The following is a 24,805-nucleotide window of genomic DNA, read 5'->3' on the forward strand; positions in this document are numbered from 1 at the left end:
GGTTTATAAGTAAAAGAGACGAAGATATCCCAATATCTTCAATCCAGTGTCCCGTTCGTCTAGAGGCCTAGGACACCGCCCTTTCACGGCGGTAACAGGGGTTCGACTCCCCTACGGGATACCATCTTTAAACATTCTCTCTTGAGAGTTTTTAAAAATGGTTACTTCATAAGAAGTGATTAGCTCTTTAACAATTTGGAAAGCTGACAAATCAACAAGTTATTGTTGATTGTAAAGTTCTCAATGTTTGTCTTTAAGACAAACACCAAAAAACACATTCAAGTGTTCTTGGGAATATCACTTTTAAGTGATTATTCGAAATTGAGTCCGGCAAAATCGAAATGTCTCTCGCTCATTCAAATAATGAGAGACAACTTTGGTGATTTGATTATCAACTCGAAACTCCTTCGGGTTGTATGGTTAAGTGACTAAGCGTACACGGTGGATGCCTTGGCAGTCAGAGGCGATGAAGGACGTATTAACTTGCGATAAGCCCAGATTAGGTAGTAAAAACCATTTGAGTCTGGGATTTCCGAATGGGGAAACCCACTTACATAAGTAAGTATCGCTGCGTGAATACATAGCGCAGCGAGGCGAACCGGGGGAACTGAAACATCTAAGTACCCCGAGGAAAAGAAATCAACCGAGATTCCGAAAGTAGCGGCGAGCGAAATTGGACTAGCCCTTAAGCTTTTTATGCGTCAGGTGAAACTTCTGGAAAGTTGTGCGATACAGGGTGATAGCCCCGTAACCGGCAACGCATTTAAAGTGAAATCGAGTAGGGCGGGACACGTGATATCCTGTCTGAATATGGGGGGACCATCCTCCAAGGCTAAATACTACTGACTGACCGATAGTGAACCAGTACCGTGAGGGAAAGGCGAAAAGAACCCCTGTGAGGGGAGTGAAATAGAACCTGAAACCGTGTACGTACAAGCAGTAGGAGCACCTTCGTGGTGTGACTGCGTACCTTTTGTATAATGGGTCAGCGACTTATATTCAGTGGCAAGGTTAACCATCTAGGGGAGCCGTAGCGAAAGCGAGTGTTAACTGCGCGACTCAGTCGCTGGATATAGACCCGAAACCAGGTGATCTAGCCATGGGCAGGTTGAAGATTGAGTAACATCAATTGGAGGACCGAACCGACTAATGTTGAAAAATTAGCGGATGACTTGTGGCTAGGGGTGAAAGGCCAATCAAACCTGGAGATAGCTGGTTCTCCCCGAAAGCTATTTAGGTAGCGCCTCGGACGAATACTACTGGGGGTAGAGCACTGTTAAGGCTAGGGGGTCATCCCGACTTACCAACCCTTTGCAAACTCCGAATACCAGTAAGTACTATCCGGGAGACACACGGCGGGTGCTAACGTCCGTCGTGGAGAGGGAAACAACCCAGACCGCCAGCTAAGGTCCCAAATTACTACTAAGTGGGAAACGATGTGGGAAGGCTCAGACAGCCAGGATGTTGGCTTAGAAGCAGCCATCATTTAAAGAAAGCGTAATAGCTCACTGGTCGAGTCGGCCTGCGCGGAAGATGTAACGGGGCTAAGTAGTAAACCGAAGCTGCGGCAATGCACTTTAGTGCATTGGGTAGGGGAGCGTTCTGTAAGCGGTTGAAGGTGTGTGGTAACGCATGCTGGACGTATCAGAAGTGCGAATGCTGACATGAGTAACGATAAAGGGGGTGAAAAACCTCCTCGCCGGAAGACCAAGGGTTCCTGTCCAACGTTAATCGGGGCAGGGTAAGTCGACCCCTAAGGCGAGGCCGAAAGGCGTAGTCGATGGGAAACGGGTTAATATTCCCGTACTTCTTACAATTGCGATGGGGGGACGGAGAAGGCTAGGTGGGCCTGGCGACGGTTGTCCAGGTTCAAGTGCGTAGGCTGAGAAATTAGGTAAATCCGGTTTCTCTTAAGGCTGAGACACGACGTCGAGCTACTACGGTAGTGAAGTCATTGATGCCATGCTTCCAGGAAAAGCCTCTAAGCTTCAGATTGTAAGGAATCGTACCCCAAACCGACACAGGTGGTCGGGTAGAGAATACCAAGGCGCTTGAGAGAACTCGGGTGAAGGAACTAGGCAAAATGGTACCGTAACTTCGGGAGAAGGTACGCTCTTGATGGTGAAGTCCCTTGCGGATGGAGCTGACGAGAGTCGCAGATACCAGGTGGCTGCAACTGTTTATTAAAAACACAGCACTGTGCAAAATCGTAAGATGACGTATACGGTGTGACGCCTGCCCGGTGCCGGAAGGTTAATTGATGGGGTTAGACTTCGGTCGAAGCTCTTGATCGAAGCCCCGGTAAACGGCGGCCGTAACTATAACGGTCCTAAGGTAGCGAAATTCCTTGTCGGGTAAGTTCCGACCTGCACGAATGGCGTAATGATGGCCACGCTGTCTCCACCCGAGACTCAGTGAAATTGAAATCGCTGTGAAGATGCAGTGTACCCGCGGCTAGACGGAAAGACCCCGTGAACCTTTACTACAGCTTGGCACTGAACATTGACCCTACATGTGTAGGATAGGTGGGAGGCTTTGAAGCAAGTACGCCAGTATTTGTGGAGCCGTCCTTGAAATACCACCCTTGTAGTGTTGATGTTCTAACGTTGACCCCTGATCGGGGTTGCGGACAGTGCCTGGTGGGTAGTTTGACTGGGGCGGTCTCCTCCCAAAGAGTAACGGAGGAGCACGAAGGTGGGCTAATCACGGTTGGACATCGTGAGGTTAGTGCAATGGCATAAGCCCGCTTGACTGCGAGAATGACAATTCGAGCAGGTGCGAAAGCAGGTCATAGTGATCCGGTGGTTCTGAATGGAAGGGCCATCGCTCAACGGATAAAAGGTACTCCGGGGATAACAGGCTGATACCGCCCAAGAGTTCATATCGACGGCGGTGTTTGGCACCTCGATGTCGGCTCATCACATCCTGGGGCTGAAGTCGGTCCCAAGGGTATGGCTGTTCGCCATTTAAAGTGGTACGCGAGCTGGGTTTAGAACGTCGTGAGACAGTTCGGTCCCTATCTGCCGTGGGCGTTGGAAGATTGAAGGGGGCTGCTCCTAGTACGAGAGGACCGGAGTGGACGAACCTCTGGTGTTCGGGTTGTGTCGCCAGACGCATTGCCCGGTAGCTAAGTTCGGAATCGATAACCGCTGAAAGCATCTAAGCGGGAAGCGAGCCCTGAGATGAGTCTTCCCTGATACTTTAAGTATCCTAAAGGGTTGTTCGAGACTAGAACGTTGATAGGCAGGGTGTGTAAGCGTTGTGAGGCGTTGAGCTAACCTGTACTAATTGCCCGTGAGGCTTAACCATACAACACCCAAGGGGTTTTGATGGACTCAATGTAAGAACATTGAATGTGTAAATAGAACTTAAAACAGTTTTCCAAGTTTTTTGCCTTCAGTTTTTAGAAAAAGCTGAAAGTAAAAGCAAGAATTTGCTTGGCGACCATAGCGATTTGGACCCACCTGACTTCCATTCCGAACTCAGAAGTGAAACGAATTAGCGCCGATGGTAGTGTGGGGCTTCCCCATGTGAGAGTAGGACATCGCCAGGCTTTATTTCGCACTTGCTTATTTAATAAGCAAGTCACCATAAAGTTCTAAATTATTTTAGAGTTTTATGTTGACTTTCAAAGTGGAAAGCGTATTATACGCACCTCGCTTAAGTGCTAAGGCACTGAAAGCCAAGCTCTTTAACAATATAGACCTATCAATCTGTGTGGGCACTCGTTGATGATAATCCAATTAGATACTTCGGTATCAAATTAGGTTTCAATGAAACGAAGTGACCATTGAGTCGAAAGACTCAGCACAGTCAATTCAAACATTACTTATGTAATGTTCAGTATTCATTGAGCCGAACAAAATCTTAAATTGAAGAGTTTGATCATGGCTCAGATTGAACGCTGGCGGCAGGCCTAACACATGCAAGTCGAGCGGAAACGAGTTATCTGAACCTTCGGGGGATGATAACGGCGTCGAGCGGCGGACGGGTGAGTAATGCCTAGGAAATTGCCCTGATGTGGGGGATAACCATTGGAAACGATGGCTAATACCGCATAATGCCTACGGGCCAAAGAGGGGGACCTTCGGGCCTCTCGCGTCAGGATATGCCTAGGTGGGATTAGCTAGTTGGTGAGGTAATGGCTCACCAAGGCGACGATCCCTAGCTGGTCTGAGAGGATGATCAGCCACACTGGAACTGAGACACGGTCCAGACTCCTACGGGAGGCAGCAGTGGGGAATATTGCACAATGGGCGCAAGCCTGATGCAGCCATGCCGCGTGTGTGAAGAAGGCCTTCGGGTTGTAAAGCACTTTCAGTCGTGAGGAAGGTAGTGTAGTTAATAGCTGCATTATTTGACGTTAGCGACAGAAGAAGCACCGGCTAACTCCGTGCCAGCAGCCGCGGTAATACGGAGGGTGCGAGCGTTAATCGGAATTACTGGGCGTAAAGCGCATGCAGGTGGTTTGTTAAGTCAGATGTGAAAGCCCGGGGCTCAACCTCGGAATAGCATTTGAAACTGGCAGACTAGAGTACTGTAGAGGGGGGTAGAATTTCAGGTGTAGCGGTGAAATGCGTAGAGATCTGAAGGAATACCGGTGGCGAAGGCGGCCCCCTGGACAGATACTGACACTCAGATGCGAAAGCGTGGGGAGCAAACAGGATTAGATACCCTGGTAGTCCACGCCGTAAACGATGTCTACTTGGAGGTTGTGGCCTTGAGCCGTGGCTTTCGGAGCTAACGCGTTAAGTAGACCGCCTGGGGAGTACGGTCGCAAGATTAAAACTCAAATGAATTGACGGGGGCCCGCACAAGCGGTGGAGCATGTGGTTTAATTCGATGCAACGCGAAGAACCTTACCTACTCTTGACATCCAGAGAACTTTCCAGAGATGGATTGGTGCCTTCGGGAACTCTGAGACAGGTGCTGCATGGCTGTCGTCAGCTCGTGTTGTGAAATGTTGGGTTAAGTCCCGCAACGAGCGCAACCCTTATCCTTGTTTGCCAGCGAGTAATGTCGGGAACTCCAGGGAGACTGCCGGTGATAAACCGGAGGAAGGTGGGGACGACGTCAAGTCATCATGGCCCTTACGAGTAGGGCTACACACGTGCTACAATGGCGCATACAGAGGGCAGCAAGCTAGCGATAGTGAGCGAATCCCAAAAAGTGCGTCGTAGTCCGGATTGGAGTCTGCAACTCGACTCCATGAAGTCGGAATCGCTAGTAATCGTGGATCAGAATGCCACGGTGAATACGTTCCCGGGCCTTGTACACACCGCCCGTCACACCATGGGAGTGGGCTGCAAAAGAAGTAGGTAGTTTAACCTTCGGGAGGACGCTTACCACTTTGTGGTTCATGACTGGGGTGAAGTCGTAACAAGGTAGCGCTAGGGGAACCTGGCGCTGGATCACCTCCTTAAACGATGATTATACACGATGAGTGTCCACACAGATTGATACGGTTTATAAGTAAAAGAGACGAAGATATCCCAATATCTTCAATCCAGTGTCCCGTTCGTCTAGAGGCCTAGGACACCGCCCTTTCACGGCGGTAACAGGGGTTCGACTCCCCTACGGGATACCATTGGGTCGTTAGCTCAGTTGGTAGAGCAGTTGACTTTTAATCAATTGGTCGCAGGTTCGAATCCTGCACGACCCACCATTCTTCTCCACGAAGAATCAAAACTTATGTGGGCGATTAGCTCAGTTGGGAGAGCACCTGCCTTACAAGCAGGGGGTCACTGGTTCGAGCCCGGTATCGCCCACCATTCTCTAAGTATTTTTGGATAGGAATTCCAAACCACTTCAGTAAAACGTACGTGGTTAGAATCTTCGACTCTGAAAGTCTTTAGAAAATGACTTCTTAGGAAGTGATTAGCTCTTTAACAATTTGGAAAGCTGACAAAACAAACTTTTAAGTTTGTTTGTAAAGTTCTCAATGTTTGTCTTTATGACAAACACCAAAAAACACATTCAAGTGTTCTTGGGAATATCACTTTTAAGTGATTATTCGAAATTGAGTCCGGCAAAATCGAAATGTCTCTCGCTCATTCAAATAATGAGAGACAACTTTGGTGATTTGATTATCAACTCGAAACTCCTTCGGGTTGTATGGTTAAGTGACTAAGCGTACACGGTGGATGCCTTGGCAGTCAGAGGCGATGAAGGACGTATTAACTTGCGATAAGCCCAGATTAGGTAGTAAAAACCATTTGAGTCTGGGATTTCCGAATGGGGAAACCCACTTACATAAGTAAGTATCGCTGCGTGAATACATAGCGCAGCGAGGCGAACCGGGGGAACTGAAACATCTAAGTACCCCGAGGAAAAGAAATCAACCGAGATTCCGAAAGTAGCGGCGAGCGAAATTGGACTAGCCCTTAAGCTTTTTATGCGTCAGGTGAAACTTCTGGAAAGTTGTGCGATACAGGGTGATAGCCCCGTAACCGGCAACGCATTTAAAGTGAAATCGAGTAGGGCGGGACACGTGATATCCTGTCTGAATATGGGGGGACCATCCTCCAAGGCTAAATACTACTGACTGACCGATAGTGAACCAGTACCGTGAGGGAAAGGCGAAAAGAACCCCTGTGAGGGGAGTGAAATAGAACCTGAAACCGTGTACGTACAAGCAGTAGGAGCACCTTCGTGGTGTGACTGCGTACCTTTTGTATAATGGGTCAGCGACTTATATTCAGTGGCAAGGTTAACCATCTAGGGGAGCCGTAGCGAAAGCGAGTGTTAACTGCGCGACTCAGTCGCTGGATATAGACCCGAAACCAGGTGATCTAGCCATGGGCAGGTTGAAGATTGAGTAACATCAATTGGAGGACCGAACCGACTAATGTTGAAAAATTAGCGGATGACTTGTGGCTAGGGGTGAAAGGCCAATCAAACCTGGAGATAGCTGGTTCTCCCCGAAAGCTATTTAGGTAGCGCCTCGGACGAATACTACTGGGGGTAGAGCACTGTTAAGGCTAGGGGGTCATCCCGACTTACCAACCCTTTGCAAACTCCGAATACCAGTAAGTACTATCCGGGAGACACACGGCGGGTGCTAACGTCCGTCGTGGAGAGGGAAACAACCCAGACCGCCAGCTAAGGTCCCAAATTACTACTAAGTGGGAAACGATGTGGGAAGGCTCAGACAGCCAGGATGTTGGCTTAGAAGCAGCCATCATTTAAAGAAAGCGTAATAGCTCACTGGTCGAGTCGGCCTGCGCGGAAGATGTAACGGGGCTAAGTAGTAAACCGAAGCTGCGGCAATGCACTTTAGTGCATTGGGTAGGGGAGCGTTCTGTAAGCGGTTGAAGGTGTGTGGTAACGCATGCTGGACGTATCAGAAGTGCGAATGCTGACATGAGTAACGATAAAGGGGGTGAAAAACCTCCTCGCCGGAAGACCAAGGGTTCCTGTCCAACGTTAATCGGGGCAGGGTAAGTCGACCCCTAAGGCGAGGCCGAAAGGCGTAGTCGATGGGAAACGGGTTAATATTCCCGTACTTCTTACAATTGCGATGGGGGGACGGAGAAGGCTAGGTGGGCCTGGCGACGGTTGTCCAGGTTCAAGTGCGTAGGCTGAGAAATTAGGTAAATCCGGTTTCTCTTAAGGCTGAGACACGACGTCGAGCTACTACGGTAGTGAAGTCATTGATGCCATGCTTCCAGGAAAAGCCTCTAAGCTTCAGATTGTAAGGAATCGTACCCCAAACCGACACAGGTGGTCGGGTAGAGAATACCAAGGCGCTTGAGAGAACTCGGGTGAAGGAACTAGGCAAAATGGTACCGTAACTTCGGGAGAAGGTACGCTCTTGATGGTGAAGTCCCTTGCGGATGGAGCTGACGAGAGTCGCAGATACCAGGTGGCTGCAACTGTTTATTAAAAACACAGCACTGTGCAAAATCGTAAGATGACGTATACGGTGTGACGCCTGCCCGGTGCCGGAAGGTTAATTGATGGGGTTAGACTTCGGTCGAAGCTCTTGATCGAAGCCCCGGTAAACGGCGGCCGTAACTATAACGGTCCTAAGGTAGCGAAATTCCTTGTCGGGTAAGTTCCGACCTGCACGAATGGCGTAATGATGGCCACGCTGTCTCCACCCGAGACTCAGTGAAATTGAAATCGCTGTGAAGATGCAGTGTACCCGCGGCTAGACGGAAAGACCCCGTGAACCTTTACTACAGCTTGGCACTGAACATTGACCCTACATGTGTAGGATAGGTGGGAGGCTTTGAAGCAAGTACGCCAGTATTTGTGGAGCCGTCCTTGAAATACCACCCTTGTAGTGTTGATGTTCTAACGTTGACCCCTAATCGGGGTTGCGGACAGTGCCTGGTGGGTAGTTTGACTGGGGCGGTCTCCTCCCAAAGAGTAACGGAGGAGCACGAAGGTGGGCTAATCACGGTTGGACATCGTGAGGTTAGTGCAATGGCATAAGCCCGCTTGACTGCGAGAATGACAATTCGAGCAGGTGCGAAAGCAGGTCATAGTGATCCGGTGGTTCTGAATGGAAGGGCCATCGCTCAACGGATAAAAGGTACTCCGGGGATAACAGGCTGATACCGCCCAAGAGTTCATATCGACGGCGGTGTTTGGCACCTCGATGTCGGCTCATCACATCCTGGGGCTGAAGTCGGTCCCAAGGGTATGGCTGTTCGCCATTTAAAGTGGTACGCGAGCTGGGTTTAGAACGTCGTGAGACAGTTCGGTCCCTATCTGCCGTGGGCGTTGGAAGATTGAAGGGGGCTGCTCCTAGTACGAGAGGACCGGAGTGGACGAACCTCTGGTGTTCGGGTTGTGTCGCCAGACGCATTGCCCGGTAGCTAAGTTCGGAATCGATAACCGCTGAAAGCATCTAAGCGGGAAGCGAGCCCTGAGATGAGTCTTCCCTGATACTTTAAGTATCCTAAAGGGTTGTTCGAGACTAGAACGTTGATAGGCAGGGTGTGTAAGCGTTGTGAGGCGTTGAGCTAACCTGTACTAATTGCCCGTGAGGCTTAACCATACAACACCCAAGGGGTTTTGATGGACTCGATGTAAGAACATTGAATGTGTATAAATAGAACTTAACATCAGTTTTCCGAATTAAAGAATTTGCTTGGCGACCATAGCGATTTGGACCCACCTGACTTCCATTCCGAACTCAGAAGTGAAACGAATTAGCGCCGATGGTAGTGTGGGGCTTCCCCATGTGAGAGTAGGACATCGCCAGGCTTTAAATTTAGACTTAAATGTCTAACCAGTGCGGAGCGGTAGTTCAGTTGGTTAGAATACCGGCCTGTCACGCCGGGGGTCGCGGGTTCGAGTCCCGTCCGCTCCGCCACTTATTTCGAAGACCTCGCTTTTGCGAGGTTTTTTTGAATCTACAATGTGATAAACTGTAGTTTCTACAGGGGTGTAGCTCCAATTGGCAGAGCAGCGGATTCCAAATCCGCGTGTTGGGAGTTCGAATCTCTCCACCCCTGCCATATTTAAGGCTCTAGTCGAAAGACTATAGCCTTTTTCGTATCTGGAGAAAAGAATTCCAGCCTATTGGAAGAGCAACGGATTCCTCTAATATCAAAATAGCGCGTGTTGGGAATTAAATCGCCAGCCCGCCCTAATCTCTGAATCCAACCCCTGAAATATTTATGGCTCTAGCAGAAATTCAGGAGCCATTTCGCTTCTTTCTCTTTCCCTGAAGCTGCAAAATGAATCGAATCCTTGGCGTTATCACTTACCCTCCCGCTTAAAGTACTCAAGTCTCCCGATAGAAACGTCGAAGCTAGGAAATACTAAACGTCTTCTTACTTGTTGGCTCCTCTAACTATTCCTTTCTAAAAACAATTTAAGCCCATAGATTAATGATCCTTTAGAAAGGGTTAGGGGAACGTGGACAGCTACGTTTTTTGGTGTTGCCGAGATAGAGTAGGGTGCTTACTGTCTGTTCTCTGTGGTGGTTTACTAATCCCTGATTAAGTAACAAAAAAAGCCCAGTATTTTCATACTGGGCTTCCTTATCACTTAAGTAAGCGTCTTAAAGAATACGTTTAAGCACGCCATCTGCTTTAATTCGTGTGATCTTGCGAACCAGCTTCTGAACGCTTACTGGATAGTCTTCAACTTTTTCTAATTGTCTATATGTACAGATAAGCTGAGTATGTTCAAGAATGTTTGCTACTTCTTGCTCAAACTTGTCAGTCATCTTCGCGTAGTTATCTTGCACTAATAGACCATTTTCTAGGTCTAGAGACCATGCACGAGGATTCAAGTTATTACCAGTCATCAGCATGTAGCGCTTATCAACCCAGATACCTTTTAGGTGGAAGCTATTATTGTCATGCTTCCAAAGGTGGATAGACAGTTTGCGTGCAGCAATGCTCGCCTCGTTGGCTTTCGCAAATCGGCGTAAATTGAGTTCGTATAGGTATGGTAGGCCACCTATGGTCTTGAACTCTTCTTCCGGAGAGATGTAGAAGTCGTTTGCCGTTTTATCACCCACTACGATAGTGACTTTTACACCACGCTTCATTGCGCGTTTCACTTCGCGATTAATGGCTTTAGGGAAGTTAAAGTAAGGGGTGCAGATGAAAATTTCGTTCTGAGCGGCAGCAAGCAGCTTAACGATTTTTTGATTGAGTAAATTACGACGTTTGCCTAGGCCAACAAGCGGTGTGACTTTTACATCTTCTTCGCTAGCTAGCTCAGTTTCGAACTCATAGTTAGCACGTGCTAATGAAGAACGAAGTTGGCGGATGTCTGCTTTGATTTCTTTTGTTTCAGGCTTATCTTTGCCTGCTAGGTCGTTGACTGCAGGGTGAGCGATCATTTCATCTTGGATGAATCTCACCATAGAGTCAGCTAATGTTTTGTGCTGAATGACATGGTAGCGGTCGAAGCGGTAACGATCATTGTAGTGTAAATACACGTTATTGAGGCTAGCGCCGCTGTAAATCACGGTGTCATCAACGATAAATCCTTTAAGGTGAAGTACTCCAAAGACTTCCCTTCCACGCACTGGAATTCCGTAGACGGGAATTGAGTGTTGGTATTTCTTTGCGAACGCTTTGTAAAGTGCTGCGTTGCCTTCTGATGACTCTGCACCAATAAGACCTCGTTGCGCTCGGTGCCAATCTACACAGATATTGATGTCCAACCCAGGATTGCGCTGTTTCGCTTCATAGAGCGCTGTGAAGATTTCACGGCCAGCTTCATCATCTTCCAGATATAGAGCGACTAGGTAAATTCGCGACGTTGCTTTGCTGATCGCATCAAGAAGACGAGTTCTGAAAGTCTCTGCAGCATGCAGAACTTCGAAGTCTTCAGGCTTAACAGCGAGACTTGGCAACTGTTCGAATGGGTTCCTACTTACTATCATACCGGTGTGAGTACCTTAATTAAGTGCAATATTGCGAACCTGATATTTTACCAAAGATATGAATTCTATGGCTACAAAACCACGCTGTTTGGAGTGTCAGAAGTAATGAATTGCATTGGAATGAGATCTTTACCACTGTCTACATAGCGCAGATACGCCATTTTTAGAGAGTTGGGGAGTGCAGAGCTATCAATGGTTTTGAATCCATGTTGAGCGTAATAGTGTTCTAAATGGTTAAAAGCAAAGCAATAATCGCCATCGTTGAAAACTGTGTTTTCACAATGAGTAAGCAAGGCATTCCCTACGCCTGTCCCTCTGTATTCCGGGATCACGAGCATACCTGTCAATAAGCGTGATTGCTCAATGGTCTTCAATCTTAGTAAAGCAATGATACTCCCCTCTAAGGTGGCGGTTACGATCAATTCGTCTCGCTTTGCTCTCCCTGCGGGATAATGAGCTTTGTACAGCCTCTTGATGAGAGGTAGTTTGATCGGATTTAACACTTCTATGATTAATGAGCTAGGTATTGTCACTGCGGCTAAAAGATAACTAATGTAGAATGTTCATAGTTTAAGAGAATCTCATCTGGCGTTGCAAATCCACTATGGAAATTAAGAAACACGCGAGCCTTAAGGCTTTTCACACATTTGGTATAGAACAAACTTGTGCGTATTTAGCGATCGTTGAATCTGTTGACGACGTGATACAACTCTTCCAAGACAAAGCTTATCAGGACATACCTAAGCTCTTCTTAGGTAAAGGCAGTAATATGCTGTTCACTCAGCACTATGAAGGCATGGTGATAATCAACCGTTTAATGGGTAAAACCGTGACTGAAACGGATGAGCATTACTTACTGCATATTGAGGGGGGAGAAGATTGGCCTGATTTGGTCGAATGGAGTGTTAAGCAAGAGATGGGCGGCATGGAAAACCTTGCGCTTATCCCAGGGTGTGCGGGTTCGGCGCCAATTCAAAATATCGGTGCTTATGGTTTAGAGCTACAAGATATTTGTGAATATGTCGACATTCTTGATTTGACTAGTTTTGATACTAAACGAATGAGTGCCGAAGAGTGCTTGTTTGGTTATCGCGACTCTATCTTCAAGCATGAACTATATGAGAAGTGTTTTATTACTGCGGTTGGTCTCAAGTTGCCTAAGCAATGGCAAGCTATTAATCAATATGGCCCTCTACAAAGTATTCCAGAAGAAGAGCTCACCCCACTCGCTATTTTTGAACGTGTTTGCCAAGTGCGCATGGAAAAATTACCGGATCCTGCAAAAGTGGGCAATGCGGGAAGCTTCTTCAAAAATCCCGTGATCAGCCAAGATCATTATGATCAACTCATTCAGAAACATAGCAACATGGTGGCTTATCCAGCAAAAGAGGGGATGAAGGTTGCGGCTGGTTGGTTGATTGACCAATGTGGACTCAAAGGCTTGTCAGTCAATGGGGCTCAGGTGAACCCATTGCAAGCTTTAGTATTAACCAATGTAGATAATTGCAGTGCTAGCGATGTGGTCGAGTTGGCTTCTTTAGTGAAGAAGACTGTTTGGGATAAATACCAAATTGAACTTGAACATGAAGTCCGCTTTATGAATAACAAGGGCGAGACCAATCTGGCTGAAATTGAGGCAATGCAATGAGAAAAGAACACTCAGTAAAATTGCATATTCTCAAGGCGCTCAGTGACGGAGATTTCCATTCAGGAGAAGCGCTAGGGCAGGAGTTAGGTATCTCTCGAGCTGCCATTGCTAAGCATATCAAAGGGCTTAATGACTGGGGGGTGGATATCTACCGTATCCAAGGGCGAGGCTATCAGCTAGCCCAGCCTTTGCAGTTGCTCGATGAGACTCAATTGCAAGCCAAAGTAGAGACGCCAATAGAGTTGATCTCGGTTATTGACTCTACTAACCAATACTTGCTTGATAAAGTGAATGAGTCAGACAAAGGGCGAGTTTGTCTTGCAGAGTATCAGGCAAAAGGGCGAGGAAGGCGTGGACGCCAGTGGATATCTCCCTTTGGAACAAACCTTTACTTATCGATGTACTGGCGATTGGATGCTGGTATGGCTGCAGCGATGGGCTTGAGCTTGGTTGTTGGTATCGCTGCTGTAGAGGCAATAGAAAGCCTTGGTATCGATGGCGTCAAATTGAAGTGGCCGAATGACATCTATTACCAAGATAAGAAATTGGCGGGCATTTTGGTGGAAATGTCGGGTCAGGCCGGTGGAGCAGCGCATTTGGTGATCGGCATGGGGTTAAATATCGGAATGCCAGATATGCAGCCAGAAATTGATCAACCTTGGACGACTCTGAACCAAGTGAGTGATGGTGTTTTGATTGACCGCACTCAGCTAGCGATAAAGCTAATCGAGCATTGGAAGAACGCGCTAGAAGAATATGAAATGGCAGGACTGGCAGGTTTTGTTGACCGCTGGAATCGTTTAGATAATTTTATTGGACGCTCAGTTAAGCTGCTGATGGGGCCAAGAGAGATTCATGGAGTAGTGAAAGGCATCGACCAGCAAGGTGGGGTAGTGCTTGAAACTGAAAATGGATTGGAGACCTATGTTGGCGGAGAGATCTCCTTAAGAAAAAATGACTAGCCCCGTCATTAAGGATAAGGTTACTTTCTCAAAGAAACCTTATCCACCAAATGGCTTGGGCCTTTATGCAGAATCAGATGAGCCCTTTCACGAGTTGGAAGGATATTGTGTTCTAAGTTCAGCCCGTTGATTGAATACCATATGTCTTTAGCTTTATTTTTCGCCTCTTCTACAGATAGCTGGGTATAGTGGCTAAAGTAAGAGCCTGGCTTAGTAAAGGCACCTCTACGAAACTTCAAGAATCTTTCTATATACCATTGCTCAATGGTGTCTGTTTCTGCATCCACATAGATAGAAAAATCTAAGAAGTCAGAAACAAATACGCGATGCGGATCGTGAGGGTAATCCATACCGCTCTGTAAAACGTTTAACCCTTCAATGATTAACACATCAGGACGATCCACCTTTTTCTTTTCGTCTGTAATGTCGTAAGTGATATGCGAATAGACAGGCACTTCTAAGTTAGGCTGGCCAGCTTTTACATCAGAAACGAATTCTACCAAGCGTTTGATATCGTAAGACTCGGGAAAGCCTTTACGATGCATGATGCCTTTATCTTCTAATACTTTCTTTGGATATAAGAAACCGTCTGTTGTCACTAAGGCGACTTTAGGGTGGTTCTCCCAGCGAGAAAGCAGGGCTTTAAGAAGTCTCGCTGTCGTGCTTTTTCCTACAGCAACACTTCCCGCAATACCAATCACGAATGGTGGAGCGTGCTCTTCCGTATTCAGGAATTCCTGTAGGACGGAGTTTCGACTTTGACGGGCTTGAACGTATAAATTCAATAGACGAGACAAAGGAAGGTAGATCTCTACCGCTTCCTCCATAGTGAGGTTTTCATTAATGCCTTGAAGCGCTTTTAAGTCGTCTTCAGAGAGTGTCATAGGAACAGAATTACGTAACTCTGCCCATTCAGCACGGTCAAATGACAAAAATGGACTCATGGATCTCTTTTATCCTTGGTTTCATAGAGAGCAAGAACATACAACAAGCTCCGAGCAAAGCAAACGACAAAGCTCGAAAGTTTGCTTTAAAAAGCGAGGTTTGTATGATTTTGCAGCAATCGATTCTAAAAAGTCGAATTTTACGATTTTTTTTAAAATAGCTATTGCAACCTAGAAAATCATTCAATAGAATGCGCACCACTTATGCCGACTTAGCTCAGTAGGTAGAGCAACTGACTTGTAATCAGTAGGTCACCAGTTCGATTCCGGTAGTCGGCACCATTCTTTCCTGTTTCATTAGAAGCAATTGTAGTAAGAATGGCATGAAATTTTGGAGGGGTTCCCGAGTGGCCAAAGGGAGCAGACTGTAAATCTGCCGGCACTGCCTTCGATGGTTCGAATCCGTCCCCCTCCACCATATTCTTTAGGAAATAGCTCTCAGAGTTACGTGTTGCGGGCATCGTATAATGGCTATTACCTCAGCCTTCCAAGCTGATGATGCGGGTTCGATTCCCGCTGCCCGCTCCACTCTAATTTGAGTGCTGATATAGCTCAGGTGGTAGAGCGCATCCTTGGTAAGGATGAGGTCGGCAGTTCGAGTCTGCCTATCAGCACCAGCTCTTAAAGTTATTTCCTTTTGATATAAGATTTACCAATTATCTTTTTTGGTTGCGTGGTCAATTCGGGCCACCTAAATCCGTACCTAGAGGGACTACTCATGTCTAAAGAAAAATTTGAACGTGTAAAACCGCACGTAAACGTTGGTACTATCGGCCACGTTGACCACGGTAAAACTACTCTAACAGCTGCTATCTGTACAACACTTGCTAAAGTGTACGGCGGTGCTGCTCGTGACTTCGCATCTATCGATAACGCTCCAGAAGAGCGTGAGCGCGGTATCACAATCGCTACTTCTCACGTAGAGTACGACACTCCAACTCGCCACTACGCGCACGTTGACTGTCCAGGACACGCGGATTATGTTAAAAACATGATCACTGGTGCTGCACAGATGGACGGCGGTATCCTTGTAGTTGCTGCTACAGATGGTCCAATGCCACAAACTCGTGAGCACATCCTACTAGGCCGTCAGGTTGGTATCCCATACATCATCGTATTCATGAACAAATGTGACATGGTTGATGATGAAGAGCTACTAGAACTAGTAGAAATGGAAGTTCGTGAACTTCTATCTGAGTACGATTTCCCAGGTGATGACCTACCAGTTATCCAAGGTTCAGCTCTAGGCGCACTAAACGGCGAAGAGCAATGGGAAGCTAAGATTGTTGAACTAGCAGAAGCGCTAGATTCATACATCCCTGAGCCAGAGCGTGCAGTAGATATGCCATTCCTAATGCCTATCGAAGACGTATTCTCAATCCAAGGTCGTGGTACAGTAGTAACTGGCCGTATCGAACGTGGTATCCTAAACGTAGGTGACGAAGTTGCTATCGTAGGTATCAAAGACACTACTACTACTACATGTACTGGTGTTGAAATGTTCCGCAAGCTTCTTGACGAAGGTCGCGCTGGTGAGAACGTTGGTGCACTTCTACGTGGTACTAAGCGTGATGAAGTTGAACGTGGTCAAGTACTAGCTAAGCCTGGTTCAATCACTCCACACACTAAGTTCGAGTCAGAAGTATACGTACTTTCTAAAGATGAAGGTGGTCGTCACACTCCATTCTTCAAAGGCTACCGTCCACAGTTCTACTTCCGTACAACTGACGTAACTGGTGACATCTCTCTACCAGAAGGCGTAGAAATGGTAATGCCAGGCGACAACATCCAAATGCAAGTTGAGCTAATCGCTCCTATCGCTATGGATGAAGGCCTACGTTTCGCTATCCGTGAAGGTGGCCGTACTGTAGGTGCTGGTGTTGTTGCTAAGATCTTCGACTAATTCTTAACGAATTAAACGAATGTCTTCGGAAAATCTTGAATTAGATTTGACGAACCAGTATCAAAAAGGGCATCATTTGATGCCCTTTTTCTGCACTCAATATTATTTTAGCTGTTTTCTTGTTCAAAATTTGGTTGAGAGTAGAGCAAGATTAAGCGGAGAGGCTTAATCTTAAGAGAGTAACGCTGATTTTATCAGCGATATGGAGTTTGCCCTGCAACAGCGGGGTTATTGTCGTCTATATTAAGACTTGTGACAGGTTGGTTTATGAAAGCAAATAATGCTGAAACTCCTGATAGCTCAAACGCAGCAGATACGTTTAAGTGGATTGCCGCTTTCGTATTGGCAGCGGCCGCTGTTGTGGGTAATTACCTGTATGGTGAAATGTCTGTAGTTGTTCGTGCTGCAGGCGTTGTTGTTCTTATTGCAGCTGCCCTAGGCGTTGCTGCGACAACGACTAAAGGTAAAGCAGCGATCAGTTTTGCAAAAGAATCTCGTATGGAAGTTCGTAAGGTTGTTTGGCCTACACGCCAAGAAACCATGCAAACGACACTGATTGTTTTAGCTGTAAGTATTGTAATGGCTCTAGTGCTATGGGGAATTGACGGCATCATGGTTCGTTTAGTTGCTCTAGCAACTGGGGTATAGAGGGTAGTGATTCATGAGTGAAGCTCCAAAAAAACGCTGGTATGTAGTTCAAGCCTTCTCTGGATTTGAAGGTCGTGTAGCTCAGTCTCTACGTGAGCATATCAAAATGCACGCTATGGAAGAGCTATTCGGTGAAGTACTAGTTCCTACTGAAGAAGTAGTGGAAATGCGCGCGGGTCAGCGTCGTAAATCTGAACGTAAGTTTTTCCCAGGCTACGTCCTTGTTCAGATGATTATGAACGATGAATCATGGCACCTAGTACGCAGTGTGCCGCGTGTCATGGGCTTCATTGGTGGTACCTCAGACCGTCCAGCACCTATCACAGATAAAGAAGCTGACGCGATTCTTAACCGTCTCGAGAAAGCGAGTGAGTCTCCTCGTCCTCGTACAATGTACGAAGCGGGTGAAGTGGTACGTGTTAACGAAGGTCCATTTGCTGACTTCAATGGTACTGTTGAAGAAGTGGATTACGAGAAGAGCCGCCTGAAAGTGTCTGTATCGATCTTTGGTCGTGCAACACCAGTTGAGCTTGAATTTGGTCAAGTTGAAAAACTTGATTAAAAAAACACCTTTTTAAGGGTTGTCTAAGGCGCGAATTATGACTATAATTTCGCGCCTTTTTACTTCTCATGAAGTAAAGAGATTTTACGTAAACGGGGAGCTGGTCAGCAGACTAGCGTTTGAACCCAAACTTTAGGAAATATCATGGCTAAGAAAGTTGAAGCTTACATCAAGCTACAAGTTGCTGCTGGCGCTGCGAACCCAAGTCCACCAGTTGGTCCTGCTCTAGGTCAACACGGTGTGAACATCATGGAATTCTGTAAAGCGTTCAACGCAAAAACAGAATCTATTGAGAAAGGTCTACCAACTCCAGTAGTTATTACAGTATACAGCGACCGTTCTTTCACGTTCGTAACTAAGACTCCACCTGCTGCTGTTCTTCTTAAGAAAGCTGCTGGCGTTAAGTCTGGTTCTGGTCGTCCAAACACTGAAAAAGTGGGCACTGTAACTGACGCTCAAATCCAAGAAATCGCAGAAACTAAAGCTGCTGATATGACTGGTGCTGACATCGAAGCGATGAAGCGTTCTATCGCTGGTACTGCTCGTTCAATGGGCCTAGTGGTAGAGGGTTAATAAGATGGCAAAACTAACTAAGCGCATGCGCGTAATCCGCGAAAAAGTTGACGTAACTAAAGAATACGAAATCAACGAAGCTGTTGCTCTTCTTCAAGAACTAGCTACTGCTAAATTCGTTGAGTCTGTAGACGTTGCTGTTAACCTAGGCATCGATGCTCGTAAATCTGACCAGAACGTACGTGGTGCAACTGTACTACCTCACGGTACTGGTCGCGAAATCCGCGTTGCAGTGTTCACTCAAGGTGCAAACGCTGAAGCAGCTAAAGAAGCTGGCGCAGACATCGTTGGTATGGAAGATCTTGCTGAGCAAGTTAAGAAAGGCGAAATGAACTTCGACGTTGTTGTTGCTTCTCCAGATGCAATGCGCGTTGTAGGTCAACTAGGTACTATCCTAGGTCCTCGCGGTCTAATGCCAAACCCTAAAGTTGGTACTGTAACTCCTAACGTTGCTGAAGCGGTTAAGAACGCTAAAGCTGGTCAGGTTCGTTACCGTAACGACAAAAACGGCATCATCCACACTACTATCGGTAAAGCAAACTTCTCTGCTGAGCAGATCAAAGAAAACCTAGAAGCTCTTCTAGTTGCTCTGAAGAAAGCTAAGCCATCTTCAGCGAAAGGTACTTTCCTGAAGAAAGTAAGCATCTCTACTACTATGGGTGCTGGTGTTGCTGTTGATCAGGCTAGCCTGAACACTCAAGCATAATTTATTTGCTTAGGCGCAAAATTTGTGTATAATTTTGCGCCTAATATTTGTGGTTGGGGCTGAACATTGGTTCTTTGAACTGTCTCCTAGTTCGAAATGAATTAAGACCCAGTCTCCGTCCAAGACCGTAGGTGTTTGTTCTCAAAACAAACTTAATCATCCTACGTAGATGGTGCCCGAACTGACAGAAAGCTCTATGTAAATAGTTAACTTTCTTCTGGGAATGCACCTCAATAGCTCTCACTGTCGTGATGATAGTGAGTGGTGTAACGACAACCAGGAGTAAATCCAAGATGGCTTTAAACCTTCAAGACAAAAAAGCAATTGTTGCTGAAGTCAACGAAGCTGCCAGTGGTGCACTTTCTGCAGTTGTAGCTGATTCTCGTGGCGTTGAAGTTGGCGCGATGACTTCTCTACGTAAACAAGCTCGCGAAGCGGGTGTTTACATGAAAGTCGTGCGTAACACTCTAGCACGTCGTGCGGTTCAGGGTACAGACTACGAGTGTCTAACTGACACTTTCACTGGTCCTACTCTAATCGCGTTCTCTAACGAGCACCCAGGTGCTGCAGCGCGTCTTTTCAAAGACTTCGCTAAAGAGAACAAAGACTTCGAGATCAAAGCTGCTGCATTTGAAGGCGCTTTAACTGACGCTGAAGTACTAGCAACACTACCAACTTACGACGAAGCAATCGCACGCCTAATGATGTGCATGAAAGAAGCTTCTGCTGGCAAGCTGGTACGTACTATCGCTGCTATCCGCGATCAAAAAGAAGAAGCAGCGGCTTAAGCCTTGCTTTTTACTGGTTGCAAAATAAACTTATTGTTGACTTAAAAGAGAATTGTTATGTCTATTACTAACGAGCAAATCCTAGACGCAGTTGCAGAAATGTCTGTAATGCAAGTTGTTGAACTAATCGAAGCTATGGAAGAGAAATTCGGTGTATCTGCTGCTGCTGCAGTAGTTGCAGGTGGCGCAGCAGGCGGCGAAGCTGCAGCTGAGCAAACTGAATTTGACGTAATCCTAACTGCAGCTGGCGGCAACAAAGTTGCTGTTATCAAAGCAGTACGTGGCGCAACTGGCCTAGGTCTTAAAGAAGCTAAAGCTCTTGTAGACGGCGCTCCAGCACCTCTAAAAGAAGGCGTTGAGAAAGCTGAAGCTGAAGCTCTTAAAGCTCAGCTAGAAGAAGCAGGCGCTTCTGTTGAAGTTAAGTAATTATTACTTAATTTCATAGCCTAACGGCTAATGGCTGGTGGTTTTTTAACCACCGGCCTTTTTGCGCTGTAGGGCATGAGCGAATTTTCCCGCTGTTTAAGCGTCTCATGTCCATGCAAAAAACATTTCATTCCTACGCAATGAGATGTCACTACAGTAAACAGCTATTTAGTCACTGTCCCTTCCCCCCCTTAAGTAACTAGGTGCGGGCGGACGGTTTGGGTCACTTATCAGCGAGCTGAGGAACCCCATGGTTTACTCTTATACCGAGAAAAAGCGCATCCGTAAGGACTTTGGTACTCGTCCACAAGTTTTGGACATTCCATACCTGCTATCGATCCAGCTCGATTCGTTCGACAAATTCATCGAACAGGATCCTGAAGGTCAATACGGTCTTGAAGCTGCTTTCCGTTCTGTATTTCCAATTCAGAGCTACAACGGCAATTCTGAGCTGCAATACGTTAGCTACCGTCTTGGTGAGCCAGTTTTTGACGTTAAAGAATGTCAAATCCGCGGTGTAACTTACTCAAAGCCACTACGTGTAAAACTACGCCTAGTTATCTTTGATAAAGACGCGCCAGCAGGTACTGTAAAAGACATTAAAGAACAAGAAGTCTACATGGGCGAAATTCCGCTTATGACAGACAATGGTACCTTCGTAATTAACGGTACCGAGAGGGTTATCGTATCCCAGCTGCACCGAAGCCCAGGCGTGTTCTTCGACAGCGATAAGGGTAAGACCCACTCTTCAGGTAAAGTTCTATACAACGCACGTGTAATTCCTTACCGTGGCTCATGGTTAGACTTTGAGTTCGATCCTAAGGATAACTTATACGTACGTATTGACCGTCGTCGTAAGCTACCAGCTTCGATCATCCTTCGTGCACTTGGTAAAACGTCAGAAGAAATCCTAGATATCTTCTTCGAGAAAGTGAACTTCGAAGTGAAAGACCAAACTCTACTAATGGAGTTGGTTCCTGATCGTCTACGTGGTGAAACTGCGTCATTCGACATCGAAGCGAACGGTAAAACTTACGTTGAGCAAGGTCGTCGCGTAACAGCTCGTCATATCCGCCAACTAGAAAAAGATGGCGTTGATCACATCGAAGTACCAGTTGAGTACATCGTTGGTAAAGTTGCATCGAAAGATTACATCAACGAAGCAACAGGCGAGATCATTGTTAACGCTAACCAGGAAATTAGCCTGGAAGCACTAGCGAACCTATCTCAGGCTGGCCACAAATCACTAGAAACGTTGTTCACCAACGATCTAGACCACGGTCCATTCATGTCAGAAACACTACGTATCGACAGCACTGTTGATCGTATTTCTGCATTGGTAGAAATCTACCGCATGATGCGCCCTGGCGAGCCACCAACAAAAGAAGCTGCAGAAGCACTATTCGAAAGCCTATTCTTCTCTGAAGAGCGTTACGATCTATCGACTGTTGGTCGTATGAAGTTCAACAGCTCTATCGGCCGTGAAGATGCTCAAGAGCAAGGCACACTTGACGAGCTAGATATCGTTGAAGTGATGAAGAAGCTTATCGCGATCCGTAACGGTAAAGGCGAAGTGGACGATATCGACCACCTTGGCAACCGTCGTATCCGTTCTGTAGGCGAAATGGCTGAGAACCAGTTCCGTGTAGGTCTAGTACGTGTTGAGCGCGCAGTTAAAGAGCGTCTAAGCCTAGGCGATCTTGACGCAATCATGCCTCAAGACCTGATCAACGCGAAACCAATCTCTGCAGCTGTTAAAGAATTCTTTGGCTCTTCACAGCTTTCACAGTTCATGGACCAAAACAACCCGCTATCAGAAGTAACGCACAAGCGTCGTATTTCTGCATTGGGTCCTGGCGGTCTAACTCGTGAACGTGCTGGCTTCGAAGTACGTGACGTACACGTAACGCACTACGGTCGTCTATGTCCTATCGAAACGCCGGAAGGTCCAAACATCGGTCTGATCAACTCTCTATCTGCGTTTGCGCGTTGTAACGAGTACGGTTTCCTAGAGACACCATACCGTCGCGTTGTAGATGGCGTTGTTACAGACGAAGTAGATTACCTATCTGCAATCGAAGAAGGCCAATTCGTTATCGCACAGGCTAACGCTGCGCTAACTGAAGAAGGCGGTTTTGCAGATGAGCTGATCACAGCTCGTCAAAAAGGTGAATCTGGTCTACACCCTCGTGAGCACGCTCAGTACATGGACGTTGCGACAAACCAGGTTGTATCTATCGCTGCATCGCTTATCCCGTTCCTAGAACACGATGATGCGAACCGTGCATTGATGGGTGCGAACATGCAACGTCAGGCAGTTCCAACACTGAAAGCTGACAAACCGCTTGTTGGTACTGGTATTGAACGTAACGTAGCAGTTGACTCAGGTGTAACTGCAGTTGCTAAACGTGGTGGTGTAATCCAGTCAGTAGATGCTTCTCGTATCGTTGTTAAAGTGAACGAAGAAGAGCTAGTACCAGGCGAAGCTGGTATCGACATCTACAACCTGACTAAATACACACGTTCTAACCAGAACACATGTATTAACCAGCGCCCATGTGTGATGCCAGGTGAACCTGTATCACGCGGTGACGTTCTTGCTGATGGTCCTTCAACAGACCTTGGTGAACTAGCGCTTGGTCAAAACATGCGTATCGCGTTCATGCCTTGGAACGGTTACAACTTCGAAGACTCGATCTTAGTATCTGAGCGCGTAGTTCAAGAAGACCGTTTCACGACTATCCACATCCAAGAACTTACTTGTGTGGCGCGTGATACTAAGCTTGGTTCTGAAGAGATCACTGCTGATATTCCAAACGTAGGTGAATCTGCTCTGTCTAAACTAGACGAGTCAGGTATCGTTTACATCGGTGCTGAAGTTAAGGGTGGCGACATCCTAGTTGGTAAAGTAACCCCTAAAGGTGAAACTCAGCTAACGCCTGAAGAGAAGCTACTACGTGCAATCTTCGGTGAAAAAGCATCTGACGTTAAAGATACTTCACTACGTGTACCTAACTCTGTATCAGGTACGATTATCGACGTTCAAGTCTTCACTCGCGATGGCGTAGAGAAAGACAAGCGTGCGCTTGAAATCGAACAAATGCAGCTTAAAGAAGCGAAGAAAGACCTAACTGAAGAATTCCAGATTCTTGAGGGTGGCCTTCTAAACCGCGTTAAAGCTGTACTGATCGATGGTGGTTACTCTGAAGCGAAACTAGACACGACTGATCGTAAGAAGTGGCTAGAACTAACGCTAGAAGACGATGCACTACAATCACAGCTTGAGCAACTTGCTGAGCAGTGGGACGAGCTAAAAGCTGACTTCGATAAGAAATTCGAAACTAAGCGTCGCAAGATCACTCAAGGTGATGATCTAGCACCTGGCGTACTGAAGATCGTTAAGGTTTACCTAGCGGTTAAACGTCGCATCCAGCCTGGTGATAAGATGGCGGGTCGTCACGGTAACAAGGGTGTAATCTCTAAGATCAACCCTGTTGAAGACATGCCATACGATGAGAAAGGTCAGCCTGTAGACATCGTACTTAACCCACTGGGTGTACCTTCGCGTATGAACATCGGTCAGATCCTAGAAGTACACTTAGGTCTGGCAGCGAAAGGTATCGGTGACAAGATCAACCAGATGGTTAAAGAGCAGCAAGAACTAGCGAAATTCCGCGAGTTCCTACAAAAAGTTTACGACCTAGGCGAAACTCGCCAGAAAGTAGACATTGCTTCTCTATCTGATGACGAAGTTCGTACTCTGATCAAGAACCTACGTGGCGGTCTACCAATCGCGACTCCAGTATTTGACGGTGCACCAGAAGCGTCTATTAAAGCGCTACTGAAACTAGCAGACCTACCAGAATCTGGTCAGCTAAAACTGTTTGATGGTCGCACGGGTGACCAGTTTGAGCGTCCTGTAACTGTAGGTTACATGTACATGCTGAAACTGAACCACCTTGTTGATGACAAGATGCACGCTCGTTCAACTGGTTCGTACAGCCTAGTAACTCAGCAACCACTTGGTGGTAAAGCTCAGTTCGGTGGTCAGCGTTTCGGTGAGATGGAAGTATGGGCACTAGAAGCATACGGTGCTGCTTACACTCTACAAGAAATGCTAACGGTTAAGTCGGATGACGTTAACGGCCGTACTAAGATGTACAAAAACATCGTAGACGGTAACCACAGCATGGAACCTGGTATGCCAGAATCGTTCAACGTACTGTTGAAAGAGATTCGCTCGCTAGGTATCAACATCGAGCTAGAAGACGAAGAGTAATCTCTTT

13 protein-coding genes, 10 tRNA genes and 5 rRNA genes are annotated in these 24,805 nt (G+C 46.7%); 25 read left to right on the top strand and 3 right to left on the bottom strand.

Going from position 1 to position 24,805, the window contains the following annotated elements; translation table 11 throughout:
• Positions 1 to 48: 48 nt before the first annotated feature.
• From A9237_RS08985 to A9237_RS09035, 11 genes are all read left to right on the top strand, one after another.
• Positions 49 to 124: transfer RNA gene (locus A9237_RS08985), tRNA-Glu, on the top strand.
• A gap of 294 nt (positions 125 to 418) precedes the next feature.
• A 23S ribosomal RNA gene (locus A9237_RS08990) occupies positions 419 to 3,309 on the top strand.
• Between the two features lie 127 nt (positions 3,310 to 3,436).
• A 5S ribosomal RNA gene (gene rrf, locus A9237_RS08995) occupies positions 3,437 to 3,553 on the top strand.
• Positions 3,554 to 3,869: 316 nt separating this feature from the next.
• Positions 3,870 to 5,422: ribosomal RNA gene (locus A9237_RS09000) — 16S ribosomal RNA — on the top strand.
• Between the two features lie 89 nt (positions 5,423 to 5,511).
• Positions 5,512 to 5,587 (top strand) — tRNA-Glu (locus A9237_RS09005).
• Positions 5,588 to 5,589: 2 nt separating this feature from the next.
• Positions 5,590 to 5,665: transfer RNA gene (locus A9237_RS09010), tRNA-Lys, on the top strand.
• Positions 5,666 to 5,695: 30 nt separating this feature from the next.
• A tRNA-Val gene (locus A9237_RS09015) sits at positions 5,696 to 5,771 on the top strand.
• A 345-nt stretch (positions 5,772 to 6,116) separates the two neighbouring features.
• Positions 6,117 to 9,007: ribosomal RNA gene (locus A9237_RS09020) — 23S ribosomal RNA — on the top strand.
• Between the two features lie 92 nt (positions 9,008 to 9,099).
• A 5S ribosomal RNA gene (gene rrf, locus A9237_RS09025) occupies positions 9,100 to 9,216 on the top strand.
• The 16S, 23S and 5S rRNA genes sit together here with 6 tRNA genes alongside, the layout of an rRNA operon.
• A 32-nt stretch (positions 9,217 to 9,248) precedes the next feature.
• Positions 9,249 to 9,325: transfer RNA gene (locus A9237_RS09030), tRNA-Asp, on the top strand.
• 68 nt (positions 9,326 to 9,393) lie between these two features.
• Positions 9,394 to 9,470, top strand: a tRNA-Trp gene (locus A9237_RS09035).
• A gap of 548 nt (positions 9,471 to 10,018) precedes the next feature.
• Here A9237_RS09035 and pssA read toward each other — a convergent pair.
• Together pssA and A9237_RS09045 are read right to left on the bottom strand one after the other, a co-directional pair.
• Entirely contained in the window at positions 10,019 to 11,359 is a 1,341-nt protein-coding gene (gene pssA / locus A9237_RS09040; protein ID WP_038897299.1) for a CDP-diacylglycerol--serine O-phosphatidyltransferase, read from the bottom strand.
• 71 nt (positions 11,360 to 11,430) lie between these two features.
• Complete coding sequence (locus tag A9237_RS09045; RefSeq protein WP_045415890.1) at positions 11,431 to 11,862, bottom strand: GNAT family N-acetyltransferase; 432 nt, start codon at positions 11,860 to 11,862, stop codon at positions 11,431 to 11,433.
• 101 nt (positions 11,863 to 11,963) lie between these two features.
• Between A9237_RS09045 and murB the strand changes: the two genes are divergently transcribed.
• Both murB and birA read left to right on the top strand, forming a co-directional pair.
• On the top strand, positions 11,964 to 13,007 hold the full coding sequence (murB, locus tag A9237_RS09050) for a UDP-N-acetylmuramate dehydrogenase (RefSeq protein WP_078608058.1): 1,044 nt from the start codon (positions 11,964 to 11,966) through the stop codon (positions 13,005 to 13,007).
• On the top strand, positions 13,004 to 13,969 hold the full coding sequence (gene birA, locus A9237_RS09055; protein ID WP_005442548.1) for a bifunctional biotin--[acetyl-CoA-carboxylase] ligase/biotin operon repressor BirA: 966 nt from the start codon (positions 13,004 to 13,006) through the stop codon (positions 13,967 to 13,969). The genes murB and birA overlap by 4 nt, the downstream gene beginning before the upstream one ends.
• Before the next feature lie 20 nt (positions 13,970 to 13,989).
• Here birA and coaA read toward each other — a convergent pair whose 3' ends face one another.
• Positions 13,990 to 14,913 (bottom strand): type I pantothenate kinase, encoded by a 924-nt coding sequence (coaA, locus tag A9237_RS09060; protein WP_078608059.1) that lies wholly within the window; start codon positions 14,911 to 14,913, stop codon positions 13,990 to 13,992.
• Positions 14,914 to 15,119: 206 nt separating this feature from the next.
• Between coaA and A9237_RS09065 the strand changes: the two genes are divergently transcribed.
• The 12 genes from A9237_RS09065 (at position 15,120) to rpoB (ending at position 24,798) form a co-directional block, all read left to right on the top strand.
• A tRNA-Thr gene (locus A9237_RS09065) sits at positions 15,120 to 15,195 on the top strand.
• Between the two features lie 51 nt (positions 15,196 to 15,246).
• Positions 15,247 to 15,331 (top strand) — tRNA-Tyr (locus A9237_RS09070).
• A 35-nt stretch (positions 15,332 to 15,366) separates the two neighbouring features.
• Positions 15,367 to 15,441: transfer RNA gene (locus tag A9237_RS09075), tRNA-Gly, on the top strand.
• Between the two features lie 13 nt (positions 15,442 to 15,454).
• Positions 15,455 to 15,530, top strand: a tRNA-Thr gene (locus tag A9237_RS09080).
• Positions 15,531 to 15,631: 101 nt separating this feature from the next.
• Complete coding sequence (gene tuf, locus A9237_RS09085; protein WP_005438393.1) at positions 15,632 to 16,816, top strand: elongation factor Tu; 1,185 nt, start codon at positions 15,632 to 15,634, stop codon at positions 16,814 to 16,816.
• Positions 16,817 to 17,083: 267 nt separating this feature from the next.
• On the top strand, positions 17,084 to 17,464 hold the full coding sequence (secE, locus tag A9237_RS09090; protein ID WP_005440549.1) for a preprotein translocase subunit SecE: 381 nt from the start codon (positions 17,084 to 17,086) through the stop codon (positions 17,462 to 17,464).
• A gap of 13 nt (positions 17,465 to 17,477) precedes the next feature.
• Entirely contained in the window at positions 17,478 to 18,026 is a 549-nt protein-coding gene (nusG, locus tag A9237_RS09095) for a transcription termination/antitermination protein NusG (RefSeq protein ID WP_005440551.1), read from the top strand.
• A 144-nt stretch (positions 18,027 to 18,170) separates the two neighbouring features.
• Positions 18,171 to 18,599, top strand: a complete 429-nt coding sequence (gene rplK / locus A9237_RS09100; protein ID WP_005440554.1) for a 50S ribosomal protein L11 — start codon at positions 18,171 to 18,173, stop codon at positions 18,597 to 18,599.
• A 4-nt stretch (positions 18,600 to 18,603) separates the two neighbouring features.
• A complete protein-coding gene (gene rplA / locus A9237_RS09105; protein ID WP_005384683.1) occupies positions 18,604 to 19,305 on the top strand; it encodes a 50S ribosomal protein L1 in 702 nt (233 codons plus the stop codon).
• Between the two features lie 293 nt (positions 19,306 to 19,598).
• Positions 19,599 to 20,093 (top strand): 50S ribosomal protein L10, encoded by a 495-nt coding sequence (gene rplJ / locus A9237_RS09110; RefSeq protein ID WP_009705464.1) that lies wholly within the window; start codon positions 19,599 to 19,601, stop codon positions 20,091 to 20,093.
• A 57-nt stretch (positions 20,094 to 20,150) separates the two neighbouring features.
• The gene (rplL, locus tag A9237_RS09115; RefSeq protein WP_009705465.1) at positions 20,151 to 20,519 is read left to right on the top strand and encodes a 50S ribosomal protein L7/L12; all 369 of its coding nucleotides are present in this window, start codon (positions 20,151 to 20,153) and stop codon (positions 20,517 to 20,519) included.
• 250 nt (positions 20,520 to 20,769) lie between these two features.
• The gene (rpoB, locus tag A9237_RS09120; RefSeq protein ID WP_009705466.1) at positions 20,770 to 24,798 is read left to right on the top strand and encodes a DNA-directed RNA polymerase subunit beta; all 4,029 of its coding nucleotides are present in this window, start codon (positions 20,770 to 20,772) and stop codon (positions 24,796 to 24,798) included.
• Positions 24,799 to 24,805: the final 7 nt, after the last annotated feature.

Source organism: Vibrio owensii, assembly GCF_002021755.1.
Taxonomy (GTDB): domain Bacteria; phylum Pseudomonadota; class Gammaproteobacteria; order Enterobacterales; family Vibrionaceae; genus Vibrio; species Vibrio owensii.

What these genes read in the sequence shown, in the direction of transcription:
- pssA (WP_038897299.1), bottom strand. Translation starts at nt 11,359, where the DNA reads ATGATAGTAAGTAGGAACCCATTCGAACAGTTGCCAAGTCTCGCTGTT.
- murB (WP_078608058.1), top strand. Translation starts at nt 11,964, where the DNA reads ATGGAAATTAAGAAACACGCGAGCCTTAAGGCTTTTCACACATTTGGT.
- birA (WP_005442548.1), top strand. Translation starts at nt 13,004, where the DNA reads ATGAGAAAAGAACACTCAGTAAAATTGCATATTCTCAAGGCGCTCAGT.
- coaA (WP_078608059.1), bottom strand. Translation starts at nt 14,913, where the DNA reads ATGAGTCCATTTTTGTCATTTGACCGTGCTGAATGGGCAGAGTTACGT.
- tuf (WP_005438393.1), top strand. Translation starts at nt 15,632, where the DNA reads ATGTCTAAAGAAAAATTTGAACGTGTAAAACCGCACGTAAACGTTGGT.
- secE (WP_005440549.1), top strand. Translation starts at nt 17,084, where the DNA reads ATGAAAGCAAATAATGCTGAAACTCCTGATAGCTCAAACGCAGCAGAT.
- nusG (WP_005440551.1), top strand. Translation starts at nt 17,478, where the DNA reads ATGAGTGAAGCTCCAAAAAAACGCTGGTATGTAGTTCAAGCCTTCTCT.
- rplK (WP_005440554.1), top strand. Translation starts at nt 18,171, where the DNA reads ATGGCTAAGAAAGTTGAAGCTTACATCAAGCTACAAGTTGCTGCTGGC.
- rplA (WP_005384683.1), top strand. Translation starts at nt 18,604, where the DNA reads ATGGCAAAACTAACTAAGCGCATGCGCGTAATCCGCGAAAAAGTTGAC.
- rplJ (WP_009705464.1), top strand. Translation starts at nt 19,599, where the DNA reads ATGGCTTTAAACCTTCAAGACAAAAAAGCAATTGTTGCTGAAGTCAAC.
- rplL (WP_009705465.1), top strand. Translation starts at nt 20,151, where the DNA reads ATGTCTATTACTAACGAGCAAATCCTAGACGCAGTTGCAGAAATGTCT.
- rpoB (WP_009705466.1), top strand. Translation starts at nt 20,770, where the DNA reads ATGGTTTACTCTTATACCGAGAAAAAGCGCATCCGTAAGGACTTTGGT.